12 protein-coding genes are annotated in these 13,768 nt (G+C 54.0%); 3 read left to right on the plus strand and 9 right to left on the minus strand.

Annotation, left to right across the window (positions count from 1 at the left end):
• Nucleotides 1-30: 30 nt before the first annotated feature.
• Genes ACZ5PT_RS05985 through ACZ5PT_RS05995 form a run of 3 tightly spaced genes read left to right on the plus strand, consistent with a single transcriptional unit; the run spans nt 31 to nt 4,782 of the window.
• Nucleotides 31-1,659, plus strand: a complete 1,629-nt coding sequence (locus ACZ5PT_RS05985; RefSeq protein WP_464265897.1) for a SpoVR family protein — start codon at nt 31-33, stop codon at nt 1,657-1,659.
• Nucleotides 1,652-3,976, plus strand: a complete 2,325-nt coding sequence (locus tag ACZ5PT_RS05990) for a serine protein kinase PrkA (protein ID WP_464265898.1) — start codon at nt 1,652-1,654, stop codon at nt 3,974-3,976. Before ACZ5PT_RS05985 ends, ACZ5PT_RS05990 begins: the two co-directional genes overlap by 8 nt.
• Before the next feature lie 20 nt (nt 3,977-3,996).
• Entirely contained in the window at nt 3,997-4,782 is a 786-nt protein-coding gene (locus ACZ5PT_RS05995; RefSeq protein ID WP_464265899.1) for a substrate-binding periplasmic protein, read from the plus strand.
• A 14-nt stretch (nt 4,783-4,796) separates the two neighbouring features.
• Here ACZ5PT_RS05995 and rsxE read toward each other — a convergent pair whose 3' ends face one another.
• The 9 genes from rsxE to ACZ5PT_RS06040 all read right to left on the minus strand — a co-directional run bounded on the left by rsxE (nt 4,797) and on the right by ACZ5PT_RS06040 (nt 13,741).
• A complete protein-coding gene (gene rsxE / locus ACZ5PT_RS06000; RefSeq protein ID WP_464265900.1) occupies nt 4,797-5,390 on the minus strand; it encodes an electron transport complex subunit RsxE in 594 nt (197 codons plus the stop codon).
• Nucleotides 5,387-5,992: an RnfABCDGE type electron transport complex subunit G gene (locus ACZ5PT_RS06005; RefSeq protein WP_464265901.1), complete on the minus strand. Its 606-nt coding sequence runs from the start codon at nt 5,990-5,992 to the stop codon at nt 5,387-5,389. Before ACZ5PT_RS06005 ends, rsxE begins: the two co-directional genes overlap by 4 nt.
• A 14-nt stretch (nt 5,993-6,006) precedes the next feature.
• Entirely contained in the window at nt 6,007-6,996 is a 990-nt protein-coding gene (locus tag ACZ5PT_RS06010) for an RnfABCDGE type electron transport complex subunit D (protein WP_464265902.1), read from the minus strand.
• A 1-nt stretch (nt 6,997) separates the two neighbouring features.
• Nucleotides 6,998-8,314, minus strand: coding sequence for an electron transport complex subunit RsxC (gene rsxC / locus ACZ5PT_RS06015; protein ID WP_464265903.1), 1,317 nt, complete (start codon nt 8,312-8,314; stop codon nt 6,998-7,000).
• 15 nt (nt 8,315-8,329) lie between these two features.
• Nucleotides 8,330-9,190 carry an RnfABCDGE type electron transport complex subunit B gene (locus ACZ5PT_RS06020; RefSeq protein ID WP_464265904.1) on the minus strand — a complete coding sequence of 287 codons (861 nt, stop codon included), beginning with the start codon at nt 9,188-9,190 and terminating at the stop codon, nt 8,330-8,332.
• A gap of 55 nt (nt 9,191-9,245) precedes the next feature.
• Nucleotides 9,246-9,827: an electron transport complex subunit RsxA gene (gene rsxA, locus ACZ5PT_RS06025; protein ID WP_464265905.1), complete on the minus strand. Its 582-nt coding sequence runs from the start codon at nt 9,825-9,827 to the stop codon at nt 9,246-9,248.
• 207 nt (nt 9,828-10,034) lie between these two features.
• Nucleotides 10,035-10,952 (minus strand): electron transfer flavoprotein subunit alpha/FixB family protein, encoded by a 918-nt coding sequence (locus ACZ5PT_RS06030; RefSeq protein WP_464265906.1) that lies wholly within the window; start codon nt 10,950-10,952, stop codon nt 10,035-10,037.
• Between the two features lie 10 nt (nt 10,953-10,962).
• Complete coding sequence (locus ACZ5PT_RS06035; protein ID WP_464265907.1) at nt 10,963-11,736, minus strand: electron transfer flavoprotein subunit beta/FixA family protein; 774 nt, start codon at nt 11,734-11,736, stop codon at nt 10,963-10,965.
• Nucleotides 11,737-11,755: 19 nt separating this feature from the next.
• Nucleotides 11,756-13,741, minus strand: coding sequence for a heterodisulfide reductase-related iron-sulfur binding cluster (locus ACZ5PT_RS06040; RefSeq protein WP_464265908.1), 1,986 nt, complete (start codon nt 13,739-13,741; stop codon nt 11,756-11,758).
• Nucleotides 13,742-13,768: the final 27 nt, after the last annotated feature.

A 13,768-nucleotide genomic window follows, 5' to 3' on the forward strand; every position in this document is an offset into this window, starting at 1 on the left:
GTGTCGCTGTGAGAATTATACAGGCGAATTATGCAACTGATTGATCAGAAAACGAAACGGATCATGGAGGGCTGCAAGGAGCGGGCGCGGGATATGGGCCTGTCTTTCGAGGATGAAAGCCTCGAGTACGTGGTCAGTAACCGCGATATGATCGAGTTGATGCCAAAGAACATGATCCCGACCCTCTACGATTACTGGGTCCATGATGTTGAGGTCTTGCGTGAACAGGGAAAGTATGACCTCTATCCTTCGAATCCGTATGAGACGGTAATCAACACCCGGCCGGCGATCTCATTCTACAATGACAACAATCCTGACTGGCTTAACGTGATGATTTTTTATCACGTTATCGGGCATATCGATTTTTTTCAGAACAATCTCTATTTTCGCCATACCTGGGAATATGATTTAACCGGCCAAGCCCTGGCTGACAAACGGTTGATAGCCCGATTGCGTTCTGAGTATGGTCGCCGGGTTGACTATGTCATCGAGTTTGCGCGTGGAATCGATAATTTGGTCGGCTATCATGCCGAACTGGCCAAGTTTAATCGCACCGACACTGGCTGCTCGAAGCGGATCGACTATTACTTTGACTACTTTCTGCAGACCGTTAAACAGATCAATACCAGCGATTATGTCAAACAGATAGAGTCGTTCAACGAACATGTCAGGCAGCATGGCAAGCTTGGGGAAAAAGCATTTTTTGCTGAGGTGCTGACAAAACATCCAGAGTTTGATGCGTCCTTCGAGAAATATAAAAAAAATTATCAGCCGGAAAGTCCTGATTTGTTGCAGTTTCTCATCGACCATTCGCCGTTTCTTAACAAGGACGAAAACAAGTGGATGCAGTCAGTACTGCAGATTGTCCGCAGTACCTCGGTTTATTTTCAGCCACAGATTCGGACCAAAATCATGAACGAGGGCTGGGCCAGTTATTGGCACGAGACTTTGTTTCTGCAGGATGATCGGATCAAGGGACACGAAGTTGATTTTGCCCGAGTCAATGCCGCGGTTACGGCGATGCCGAGGGTTGGCCTGAACCCATATGCCCTGGGCATGCGATTGTTCTATAACCTTGAGGAAATGGCTGATCGCGGTTGCTACAGTTATGATTTTCGGCGTCTGCAGAATGCAGAAGAACGTAAGCAGTTCGACCGACAAACCGGGAAGGGCCGCGACTTTATTTTTAAGGTACGAGAAAATTTTTGCGACTTTACCTTTATTAATAGTTTTGTCGATCAGGATTTTATCGATAGCAACAAGTTGTTTGTTGCCGGACAGCGGCTCAATAAAGAGCGGATGGTTTGGGAATATTATGTCCGCAGTCGGAAGTCGGAAGATTATCGACAGATGCTGTTTGCTTCCCTTTATCATCCACCGGTTATCGAGATCGATCATGAAAAGTCGATCGACGGTGTCCTCTATTTAAGACATCGCCTCGAAGGCAAACCGCTGGTCCAGGAATATGTCGCCAACACCATGCTGGGGATAGAATATTTATGGGGGAATCCGGTTAAACTGGAAACCAGCGAAGCAGAAGCCAAGGCTGTCAGTGAAACGGGAGACGGGAGCGCTGGACCACAGATTTCCTGGACGCGAATGCTTTATACGATGAAGGATCGCCGGTTCAGCAAGGAGGTTTTTAAAGCTGATGGCTAAGAGCATAAAAACACCGATCGTGCAGGATTCGAATATCGATAAAGCGATGCAACGCTTCGTGCATGTGCAGCAGGATAGTGATACGGGCGGGCCGATCAGCTTCGATAGCTACCTTGAACGGGCTATCGCCAATCCGACCAGTGCTGTGCGCAACGTTTTTCAGGCTTTTCACGATCTGATTGAGGATTATGTCGAAAAAGAGGTCGATGAGAACCCGAATGATCCAGAATCGATCAATTTTGCGCATTACGATACCAGCCGACTGTTTGTTGATGATTCCGACAATCCTTTTTTTGCGGATCGATTATTTACCAATCGGCTGGTTAGTTTGGCAGAAAATTTCCGCCATGGCACCCAACAGAACAAAATCTATATATTCAAGGGCCCTCACGGCTGCGGCAAGAGTACCTTTCTTGACAATCTTTTGCGTAAGTTTGAGCAATATGTCAACAGTCCGGATGGCTGTACTTACGAAGCCGTCTGGCGTCTCGATCGCAATCTGCTCGGGAACCTTAACGAAAAGGAGACCGATCGCTTTCTCGGCAAACTTTCCAATCTGCTCGATGAATACGAACTGCGCCAGAGTGATTTGATCGAGGCCCAGCAGTTCGCCAACCAGGGGGAGGCCTACGTCGAGGTCCCCTGTCCGAGTCATGACAGCCCGATTCTGATGATTCCTCGGGAGTATCGGCGTTCTTTCTTCGATGATCTGTTTAAGAACGACGAAACCAAATGGAAACTGTTTACCGAAAAACAGTACGAATGGGTGTTCCGTGATACTGCCTGCACCATCTGCACCTCGATTTACGAGGCCTTGCTCAGCCGCTTGAAGGATCCTCTGAAGGTGTTGCAGATGCTTTACGCGCGTCACTATCGTTTTAACCGGCGCCTTGGTGAAGGAATCAGCGTCTATAATCCCGGCGACCGGAGTATCAAGCAGAACGTGCTTGGCAATGAAATGCTGCAGGGGCGGATCAACGGACTGTTACGTGACAGCAACCAAGTGCAGTATGTCTTCTCCAACTTTGCCAAGACCAACAACGGCATCTATTCGCTGATGGATATCAAGGGCTACAATGTTGAGCGCCTGCTTGAACTGCACAATATCATCAGTGAAGGGGTGCATAAGGTTGAGTATATTGAGGAAAAGGTCAACTCTCTGTTTTTGGCGCTGATGAATCCAGAAGACGCCGAGAGTATCAAGGACCTGCCGTCATTATCGGACCGCATCGAATATATCAAAATCCCCTATGTTCTCGACTTGCGCACCGAGGTGGAAATCTATCGCAACACTTTCGGTCGGCATATCGATAATCGTTTTTTACCGCGCGTGCTGCATAACTTTGCGCGCATCATCATCGCGACCCGCTTGAGTAAGAATTCTTCGGCAATGACCGAATGGATCGGACATCCGTCCCGCTACAGCAGTTATTGTGATGAAAACCTGCAACTGTTGAAAATGGAAATTTATACCGGCAATATTCCTGAGTGGCTGCAACTCAGCGATCGAAAAGGTTTATCGGCCCGGCGGCGGCGGCGGATTATTGCCGAGTCAGAACATGAAGGGGTGGTTGGCTTTTCCGGCCGCGACTCAATCCGCATTTTCAGTGAGCTCTACTCGGCACACGCCAAAGAGGGTGCGATGATCGACATGGCGACCCTTTACAGCTTTTTCAGCAAACACGAAGAATGGATGAAACTGATCCCCGATGGTTTTCTCGATTCACTGCTGCACATGTATAACTACACGATCATGCAGGAGATCAAGGAATCCCTCTATTACTACAACGAGGAACAGATCGCCCACGATCTGAAGAACTATATCTTTGCTGTCAACTTCGAGAAAGATATGGTCGTTGATTGCATTTTTACTGGAGATCGGTTGAAAATCAGCGAAGATTTTTTTGCTCCAATTGAGGCACGTCTGGTCTCTGACATTACCGACCGGGAGAGATTGCTGATTTTCCGCAAAGGGATTCAAAAAGAATACACCAGCAGGACCTTGACCCAGGAAATACGTCTGGAGGGCAAAGAGATCAGCGAAACCAAGCTGTACGAAAACCTTTACGAGCGCTATGTTCACCACCTCAAAGAGAAGGTTCTCGAACCTTTCCTCGACAATGAGAATTTCCGCCGGGCGATCAAGGATTTTGACAGCGAGGATTTCAAGACCTACGATGATCGCATCCGCAACGACGTCACTTTCTTGATGGATAACCTCTGCGAAAAATTTAATTATTCCAAACTGGGGGCCAAAGAAGTCTGCATTTACCTGATCGACAATGAGTTGGCGCAGAGCTTCGCCAAGAAAAAATAGCGCGAAGAAGGTGAATTTGTATGGTTAATGTAGCGCGTCCAGTCTTTAACCTGTTTTTTCGCCAGATGGCGCTGGCGCTGGCGATCTGGCTGTCAACGGCCGCCGCTGTTTCAGCCGAGCCGCTGACCTTTTCCTATTTTGATCGGCCGCCCTATTACTACACCAGCGAAAGCGGTGACCCAGGCGGTTTTTTGTTTGAGCGGACCCGCAATATCCTCCAGGAGGCAGGGGGCGAGTTAAACTTCATCGCATCGACACCCTACCGAATCCTCTATGTTTTACGCCATGCAACGGTTCCGCACTGCTCGATCGGTTGGTTCAAAACCGCCGAACGGGAGCTGTTTGCCAAGTTCAGCGAACCGATATATCGCAATCAGGCCTTGCTGTTGTTGACCAGCAAAACCCTGCAGCATAAGTTTCCTGCGCGCACTAAATTGCGTGATATTTTTTCTGACCAGCAGCTGACGATAGCGCGGATGGGGGAATTTACCTATGGCCGTTTTGTTGATGATCTGCTTGGGGAGTTGACGCCGAAAAGTGTCTTTTTTACCGGGAATCAGAGTGCCCTGTTGCAGGCAGTTGCCGATCAGCGGGCGGATTATATGCTGGTCGCACCGGAAGAGATCGAAATGTTAGCCCGCTCGGTTGGCCTGCCGATTGAAGAGCTGGTGACCATTAAATTAGCGGATATTCCGGTCGGGAATTTACGCTATCTGATGTGCAGTCAAGCGGTGAGCGACGAAACGATAACGCAGCTCAACGCCGCGATCAACAAACTCTATCCGCTTTCCAGCAAAGAGCAATGAAGTAGGAGAGCCCGTTAGCCTTTTCCCGCCTCAAGTTTATTCATCAACGCCAGCAGCAGCCCCAGCGAGATAAAGGCTCCCGGCGGCAGGATCATCAGTAGCATCGGCTGATAACCGGCTCCGAACAGACTGAAGCCGAGCAGTGCGCCACTACCAAAGATTTCCCGGACCGCACCGAGGATAAACAGTGCCAGGGTAAAACCAAGTCCCATCCCCAGGCCGTCGACGGCGGCATCAAGCACCGGTCGTTTCGAGGCGAAGGCTTCGGCGCGTCCCAGAATCAGGCAGTTGACGACGATCAGCGGAATAAAGATCCCCAGACTTTGATAGAGGCCGTAAACCCAGGCTTCCATACAGAGCTGGACGATCGTAACAAAGGTCGCAATGATAATGATGAAGGCCGGGATCCGTACCTTTGACGGAATCAACTTGCGCAGAATAGCGACGACGATGTTTGAGCAGACCAGCACGAAGGTCGAGGCCGCACCCATCCCCAGGCCGTTTTCTGCGCTGGTGGTGACCGCCAACAGCGGACACATGCCGAGCAGCAGCTTGAAGACTGCGTTCTCTTTCCAGATCCCCTTGGTAAAGGTTTTCAGCAGACTCATGACTGACCCCCCTCGGTCAAGATTTTCACTTTATGCTCGCGGAAGAACTCCAGCCCCTTCTTCACCGCGCCGACCACCGCCCGTGGCGAGATGGTCGCGCCGCTGAACTGGTCGAATTCACCACCGTCCTTTTTCACCCGCCAGTCGGCGTTATCGAGGTTCTTGTCCTTAAACAGATCCTTGAACCCGCTGAAGGTGATCTTATCTCCCAATCCCGGGGTTTCGGCGTGGGTGAGAATTTCGATGGCGTTGACCACCTCATCCGGTCGCACCCCGATCATCACCTCGATGTTGCCGGTGTAGCCGTCGGCAGCGATCACTTTAAAGGCCGTGCCGACCAGTTCTCCCCCCTTACGGGCGCGGTAGAAAATCACCGGCACCGGGTTGCCCTTTTTATCGACGCCATTCTGCAGCGTGACAATATCGGTGTCGGGGGTATTGTCAAACTCCGGCAGCACTGCACCCAAGGCTTTGAGCATCTGCAAACGGCGCTGCTCCTTGATCGGTTCACGGGTGGCGCTTTCGACCAGCGACAGTAAAAACCCCGCTGTAGCGGCGATCAGCGTCAGGGTGATCAGCAGGCGGCTCATATCTTTCAACATAATTCTCTCCGCCTTCAGGATTTTGGTTCGACCTGCCCATAAATCTTCGGGCGGCAGGTGCGATCAATAAGTGGCGTGGCAGCGTTCATCAACAAAATGGCAAAGGAGACCCCTTCCGGGTAGCCGCCGAACAGGCGGATCAGCACCGTCAGCAGGCCGCAACCAAAACCGAAGATCAGCATCCCTTTATAGGTGACCGGGGAGGTGACCATGTCGGTGGCCATAAAAAAAGCACCGAGCAGCAGGCCGCCGGTCAGTAGATGAAACAGCGGATTCGGGTACTTGCTGGCGTCGACCAGCCAGAACAGCCCACCAACAATCAGCACTGTGCCGATAAAGCTAAGCGGGATATGCCAGGTAATCACTTTTTTATAGAGCAGGAACAGTCCGCCTGCCAGCAGGGCGATGGCCGAAACCTCGCCGAGACAGCCGGCCATGTTGCCGGTGAAGTAGTTGCTAAACCCGCTGGTGGCCAATTCCGGCAGCTTGCCGGTCAGCATCACCGCGTTCTTCATTTCACCCAGCGGAGTGGCGGCGGTGACCGCGTCAACCGTCGTGCCAAAGGGGATCGGCGCGGTCCAGCTGGTCATCTGCACCGGGAAGGAGATCAACAGCACGACTCGCGCCACCAAGGCTGGATTAAATGGATTGTAACCGAGGCCGCCGTAGATCATCTTGCCGATAAAAATGGCAATCGCCGCACCCAATAGTGAAATCCACCAAGGCGTCGACGGTGGTAGATTGAGCGCCAACAAGATACCGGTCAAAGCGCCCGAGCCATCTTTGATACTCAGCGGCATCTTCATCAGCTTGCAGGCCAGCGCCTCAAACGCCACGCAACCGAGGGTACAGATCAACAGCACGCTGATCGCCGGTAGGCCGAAGAAGTAGATCGACAGTGCGGTCGCTGGCAGCAGCGCGTAAATCACCAGCCGCATCACTTTTTCGGTGGTGTCGCCGCTGTGAATATGGGGAGACGATGACAGATAAAGTTGATTGTCCACGTCAGATCTTCCTTCTCTTGGCCATGATGCCGCCCTTAATGTGGCGGATCGACTGCACCAGTGGCAGCGTTGCCGGGCAGATGTAGGTACAGCAACCGCACTCGATACAGCCGAGGGTGTTATAGTTCTCCGCTTCGTCGACCATGTCGAGGCGTGCATAAGCGGCGATGGTGGTCGGTTGCAGGTGGATCGGACAGACACTGATGCAGCGGCCGCAGCGGATACAGGGACCGGAGTTTTTGCGCGGCAGGTCCTCTTCGCGGAAAATCAGCAGCCCGGAGGTGCCGCGAATCGCCGGGACTTCCAGCGACAGCTGGGTTTGACCCATCATCGGCCCGCCCATGATGATCTTGGCCGGTTTGCCATCCAGTCCGCCGCACTGGTCGAGCAGATGTTGCAGCGGCGTGCCGATGGCGATCTTCAGGTTCTTCGGTTCGACCACGCCCGGGCCGGTGATGGTGGCAATCCGCTCAACCAGCGGGTGTCCCAGGCGGATGGCATCGCTGATCGCCGCGCAGGTGCCGACATTCTGCACCACCACGCCGCAGTCCATCGGCAGTCCGCCCGAAGGAACCTGACGGCCGGTACAGGCATCGATCAACTGTTTTTCCGCCCCTTGCGGGTACTGCACCTTGAGCGCCTGCACGGCAATGTTGTGCGGCGCGCACTTCTGGCTTAACAGTTCGATGGCATTCGGCTTGTTGGCTTCGATGCCGATGATGGCGCTATCGACGCCGAGCACCTTGCGCAGGATGTTAATGCCGTCGATCAATCGTTCTGATTCTTCCAACATCAGTCGATGGTCGGCGGTTAAAAAGGGTTCGCACTCGACACCGTTGAGGATCAGGGTGTCGATGGTTTTGCCTTCCGGTGGCGATAGCTTGACGTGGGCAGGGAAGGTCGCTCCGCCGAGGCCGACGATGCCGGCATCGCGGATCAGGTTCTTCAGCGTTGCGGCGTCGAGTTGCTCCGGGTCATGAGCTTGCAGGCTCTCGTCCCACTGATCGAGACCGTCCGGTTTGATCACCACTGCCGGCAGTGGTCGGCCCATCGGATGCAGGCGTGGTTCGACGGCGATCACTTCCCCCGAACTCGAGGCGTGGATCGGCACCGAGACAAAGCCCTTGGCCTCTGCGATCACCTGACCTTTTTTGACCAAGTCGCCGACCGCCACGCAGATTTCCGCCGGCGCGCCGATATGCTGTGCGGCCGGGATGATCAGCTCCGCCGGCAGCGGGCAGGGCTCAATCGCCTTGGCGGCGGAATACTGTTTGCTGTCTGGTGGATGCAGGCCACCGACGAAGGTTTTTAGATTCATCTAGCGTAAATCCTCTCAGGCGACGGCGTCACGCGACTTGGCAACAGTCGGCGCGACGGTTGACGGGGCAAAACTGCTGCCGTCTGGATAGCCGCTACTGAAATCACGGATACAGTGGGTCGGACATTTGTCGATCGCCGCCCCGGCCTCGGCGATATTTTCGTAGTTAGCGTGGGCGAGGAAATTTTCAATGATGTAGGTGCCGGGCACGGTTTTATTGCAGATGTGGCAACCGATACAGCCGATCTGGCAGTATTTGCGGATCAATGCGCCCTTGTCGTGACTGTTGCACAGCACATGGACCGTCGCCTTGAGTGGTACCATGCTGATCACCTGGCGTGGACAGACGGCGACGCACTTTTCGCAGCCGGTGCACTTTTTACGACTGATCACCGCCAGGTTTTCAGCAGTCATTTCGATGGCGTCAAACGGGCAGGCGCGTTCGCAGGAACCGAGACCGAGGCAGCCACTCGGGCAGTTTTTCGGGCCATCAGCCAGCTTCTGTGCGGCGTTGCAATCATGCAGGCCGAGGTAGCGGTACTTGTTGGTCGCCTTGATGTTATCGCCCTGACAGGTGACCAGTGCCACCTGCGGTTCAACGGTGACCGCTTCGATACCGAGGATGTTGGCAATCGCTTCGATGGTTTCGCTGCCACCGGGGGTACAGAGGTGCGGGGCGATGGTTCCTTGCGCCACCCCTTTGGCAAAGCCGGAGCAGCCGGGCGCACCGCAGGCACCGCAGTTGACACCGGGCAGCACGTCGAGAATCGCCAGCTCGCGCGGGTCGACTTCAACGGCGAACTTTTTAGCCGCAACGCCCAAGGCCGCAGCTGCAACCAGGCCGATGCCGCCGATACTTAAAACTGCAGCGAGCATTAGTTATTATCTCCACAAGAGAGCGCGGCAAAACGATCCCGAAAAACTTGAATCATCAACCCTTAACCAGTCCGGCAAAGCCCATAAAGGCCAGCGACAACAGACCGGCAGTTACCAGCGCTAACGCGGTACCCTGAAAACTCTTCGGTACCGGGCACAGATCGGTGCGCTCCCGCAAACCGGCGAACAGCACCATCGCCAGAGTAAAACCGAGGCCGGCGCCCATGGCAAAAACCACCGATTCGAGGAAGCTGTAGTCTTTTTGGATATTCAGCACCGCCACGCCGAGCACGGCGCAGTTGGTGGTGATCAGCGGCAGGAAAATACCGAGGGACTGGTAAAGCACCGGGCTGGTTTTTTGGATGACCATCTCCACCAGCTGCACCAGCGAAGCGATGACCAGAATAAAGGCGATGGTTTGCAGATATTCGATGCCGAAAGGGATCAAAATCAGATACTGAATAAACCAGGTCACCACCGAGGCAACGGTCATGACAAAGATAACCGCCATCCCCATGCCGAGCGCCGTTTCGACTTTTTTCGACACCCCCAGAAAAGGGCAGATGCCGAGAAAACGCGCTAAAACAAAGTTGTTGACGAACACAGCACTGATCAGTATCAGTATCAGCTCAACCATGAAGTACTCCCGAGACGTATACAAATGGTAAGACCACTTGTTTTAATGGAGCGGGGTGTTTTTGTCAAATGTTTTATTTTTCAGCGAGATAGGTAGTTATTTAATGAGTACGATCTCCCCGATAGGGTAAAGGGCCGACCAGAAAAGGTCGGCCAGGTTAACGAAAAAAAGATAAATATCGAAAAAAGCACAAGCTGCAAGCGCCGCTCAAAGAGTATTTAGCTTTTCCGTCAGGATCGGCACCAATTGTTTTAGATCTGCGACCACCAGCACGTCGGCGACTTCACCGATCGGGGCGTCTTTATCGGTGTTGATGGCGATGATGAATTCTGATTTCTTCATTCCGGCCAAGTGTTGAATGGCCCCGGAAATCCCGCAGGCAAGATAAAGTTTGGGGGCGACGGTTTGCCCGGTGGTGCCGACCTGCCGGCTGTGTTCGGCCCATTCGGCATCGACCACCGGTCGACTGGCGCCGTATTCCCCTTTTAGGGCTTTGGCCAGTGCCTCGATCATTTGCAGATTTTCCGCTTTACCGATCCCGCGTCCGGCACTGACGATGATCTCTGCCTTGGACAGATCGACCGCTGCGGCCGCCGCAGCCTCGTAGCCAAGAAACTGAACGCTGCCGTTTTCGCTTGTCGTCAGCTTGATGACCTCGGGTTTGCCGCTCGGCTCATCGCTTGGAGTGAAGGCTCCGGCCTGCAGAGTGACGACGGTTGTTTCCGTCATTGCGTTAAGGGTTCGCCGCAACTTGGCATTGCAGGCCGGTACGACCATCTGGCCTGCCTTGATTTCGACCACTTCGGAAATCTGCGCCGCTTGAAGTGCTATTGCCAGTCGCGGTGCCAGATCCCAGCCGTAACTGGAGTGGGGCAGGGCAATCAGTTGTGGCTGTTCCTGTGCAACCACCTCCAGCAGCAGCTGTTTGTGGCCGTCGGGGTTAAATTCACCCACTTGTCCCGCGTCGGCCAGATAGAGTTTGCCACTGAAATTCGGCAGAGTGGCTTCGTTGCCGACCAGGAACATGGCCACTTCTCCGTCCAGTTGTCGGGCGAAATTGACCAGTTCACTGGCGCTGCCCAGCAGCTTGCCATCCCGGTATTCTGCAACCAGCAAGGTTTTCATGCGGCACCTCCTAGTTTAATATGGTGGTTTTTTCTTTGAGTAGCTGTATCAGCTGATCGGCCAGTTCTGCCGGGTCCCCTTCGAGGATCAGGCCGCTGCCTTTTTTTTCCGGCAGTGCCATGTTCAGGGTTTGCAACTGCGGCGCCGGTGGATTGAGGTCAGCAACCGGAATCAAAAGCAACTCCTTTTTCTTGGCCTTCATAATATTCGGCAGGGTCGGATAGCGCGGTGTGTTGAGGCCCAGTTGACAACTGACCAGCGCTGGTGTGGCGCAGCTGACTTTGGCGCGCGAACCACCCTCCAGTTCCCGTTTGCCGGTAACGCTGCCGTCGGCATAACTGAACCCGACCAGGGTGGTCAGGCTCGGTATGCCGAGTAGCTCGGCAAGCATCACTCCGACCTGTGCCGAACCACGATCCTGCGATTGCAGGCCGGTAAAGATCAGGTCGAAGGCTTGCTCTTTGGCAACAGCGGCAATCAGCGAAGCGATGGCAAAGGGGTCCTTCTGGTGACTTGCCGGGTCGAGGATATGCACAGCGCGGTCGGCTCCCATCGCCAGTGCTTTTTTGATCGTCTCTTTGACCCGTTCCGGGCCGATGCAGAGAACTGTCAGGTCGGTATCACCGAGCTGCTCTTTTAGCTGCACCGCCTGCTCGACGGCGTATTCGTCGTATTCATTCATCCGCCAGGCCAGATCGGTCTCTTCGTACCAGTCGCTCGCGGCGTTGACTTTGAAGCGCGATTCCATATCCGGAACCTGTTTGATGCAGACAAGAAGTTTCATCCTCAACTCCTTTCGCGGTCTATTGCTGTAGCCTTTCCAGCAGAATCTCCGCCAGATCTTTTGGTTGCAGTTGATCTTCCAGTTCCGCCCCCTTGATTCCGTCCTCGAACATTGTCAGACAGAAGGGACAGTTGGACACCAAGGTCGAAGCGCCGGTTTCGGCTGCCATCTGTGAGCGTTTAATACTGATGCGGCTGCCGATGGTTTCTTCGGCCATGATGCGGCCGCCACCGGCACTGCAGCAGAACGATTCGCTGCCATGCTTGGTCATCTCGGTCAGGTTGATTCCGGCCGCAGTCAACAGCTTGCGCGGTGCCGCGTAAATGCCATTGTGGCGGCCGAGATAGCAGGAATCGTGATAGGTGCAGTGTTCGGTGGTTGGGTTGAATTTAAGCAGGCCGCTGTCGAGCAGTTCTTCCAAAAACAGAGTGTAAGACTGTACCTCGACAGCAAAATCAAGATCCCGGTAATCCTTGCTCAGGGTGTTGTAACAGTGCGGACAACTGGTGACGATTTTTTTCACCCCATAGCCCTTGATCAGTTCGATGTTTTCATTCGCCTGCATCTGGTAGAGATATTCATTGCCCATTTTACGCATCGGTTCGCCGCAGCATTTCTCTTCTTTTCCGAGGATGCCGACTTTGATGTCGGCGGCGGCACACAGCATGATGAAGGCGCTGGCGACCGCTTGATTGCGTTTGTCGAAGGAGGCGTAGCAGCCGACGAAATAGAGGATGTCGACATCAGCATCTTCGGCTAGGGTGACCACCGGCAACCCCTCTGTCCAGTCGCCGCGGCTGGCAAAATTGATCCCCAGCGGATTGCCGTTGACTTCGGTGTTTTCCATCGCCTTCATCACTTCGTCGCCAGGAAATTCTCCCTCCATCAGCACCAGATTACGGCGCATTTCGACGATTTTGCTGACCTGCTCGATCGCGGCTGGGCAGATTTCCTGGCAGGCGAAGCAGGTGGTGCAGGACCAGATGGCATCCTTGTCGCACATCTCGATCAGGCTGGTGTCCGGTTGATAATGTGCGACCTTTCCGATCTGTTTGACGATGGTCATCGGTGAGAGTGGTTTGTCCGTCGCCCAGGCCGGACAGCGATCCTGACAGCGTTTACACTGGGTGCAGGCATCGCTGTCGAAGATATCTTTCCAGGTCAGCTCTTGAACCTTGCCGGCACCGAAGCTTTCGGCCGCTTCATCTTCGAGGTCGATGGTGGTCAGTTTGCCGGTTGGGCCGCGATCGGCAAACAGGTAATTGGTCCCGGTGGTGAAAATATGCCGCAGTTTGGTGAACGGGATGCTGACGATGAAGCCGAGCACCAGAAACAGGTGCAGCCACCAGAGGTTACTGTGCAGGCTGCGCAGCGTCGCTTCTTCCATGCCAGCGAAACCTTTGGCGACCAGCAGGCCGAGTGGCGACCAGTAAGAGAGCGAGCTGCCCATTTCGGTGACAGCCATCCGCGCACCCTCGATAAAAAAACCGCTGACCAGTATGGTTAATAACAGACCGTGAGCGAGATAATCTTCAATTTTATTGTCCAGTCCCTCTGGACGGAGGATGAAGCGGCGTACGGCAAAACCGAGCAGGCAGATGATTGCCACCAGTCCGGCCAGATCAAGGAGTAGCGAAAAAACCAGGTAGAAGGGGCCGGTGAGGAACTTAACGCCGAACAGTGGGTCGGTCAGGTCGGCCTGGATGAAAACCAGCGTGGTGCCGATGGTCAGCAGCAGAAATCCCCAGAAAAAAAGCGCGTGAGCACTGCCGGGAGATGTGACCCGCAGCACCTGACGTTGTTGGAAAATATCGCGCAGCATGTTGAATAGCCGGCTTTTTAACTGGTCGCTCCGGTCGAGCGGTTGGCCTTGTCGGTAAACTTTGCTGCGCTGCATAAAGCCATTGATCAGCGCCGCCACGGCGGCAAAGCTGAGCAGATACATCGGCAGCAGCACCGCCAGGTTGTGGCCAACGTTCCAGTAGATTTCCCGGGTATATTCCATAACAGTTCCACGTCCGTTATTGAGGTA

The sequence above is a fragment of the Desulfuromusa ferrireducens genome (assembly GCF_055389805.1).

Coding starts and splice junctions, on each gene's coding strand:
- ACZ5PT_RS06040 (WP_464265908.1), bottom strand. CDS start 13,741: ATGGAATATACCCGGGAAATCTACTGGAACGTTGGCCACAACCTGGCG.
- ACZ5PT_RS05990 (WP_464265898.1), top strand. CDS start 1,652: ATGGCTAAGAGCATAAAAACACCGATCGTGCAGGATTCGAATATCGAT.
- ACZ5PT_RS06005 (WP_464265901.1), bottom strand. CDS start 5,992: ATGTTGAAAGATATGAGCCGCCTGCTGATCACCCTGACGCTGATCGCC.
- ACZ5PT_RS06020 (WP_464265904.1), bottom strand. CDS start 9,190: ATGCTCGCTGCAGTTTTAAGTATCGGCGGCATCGGCCTGGTTGCAGCT.
- ACZ5PT_RS05995 (WP_464265899.1), top strand. CDS start 3,997: ATGGTTAATGTAGCGCGTCCAGTCTTTAACCTGTTTTTTCGCCAGATG.
- ACZ5PT_RS06035 (WP_464265907.1), bottom strand. CDS start 11,736: ATGAAACTTCTTGTCTGCATCAAACAGGTTCCGGATATGGAATCGCGC.
- ACZ5PT_RS05985 (WP_464265897.1), top strand. CDS start 31: ATGCAACTGATTGATCAGAAAACGAAACGGATCATGGAGGGCTGCAAG.
- rsxE (WP_464265900.1), bottom strand. CDS start 5,390: ATGAGTCTGCTGAAAACCTTTACCAAGGGGATCTGGAAAGAGAACGCA.
- ACZ5PT_RS06030 (WP_464265906.1), bottom strand. CDS start 10,952: ATGAAAACCTTGCTGGTTGCAGAATACCGGGATGGCAAGCTGCTGGGC.
- rsxC (WP_464265903.1), bottom strand. CDS start 8,314: ATGAATCTAAAAACCTTCGTCGGTGGCCTGCATCCACCAGACAGCAAA.
- rsxA (WP_464265905.1), bottom strand. CDS start 9,827: ATGGTTGAGCTGATACTGATACTGATCAGTGCTGTGTTCGTCAACAAC.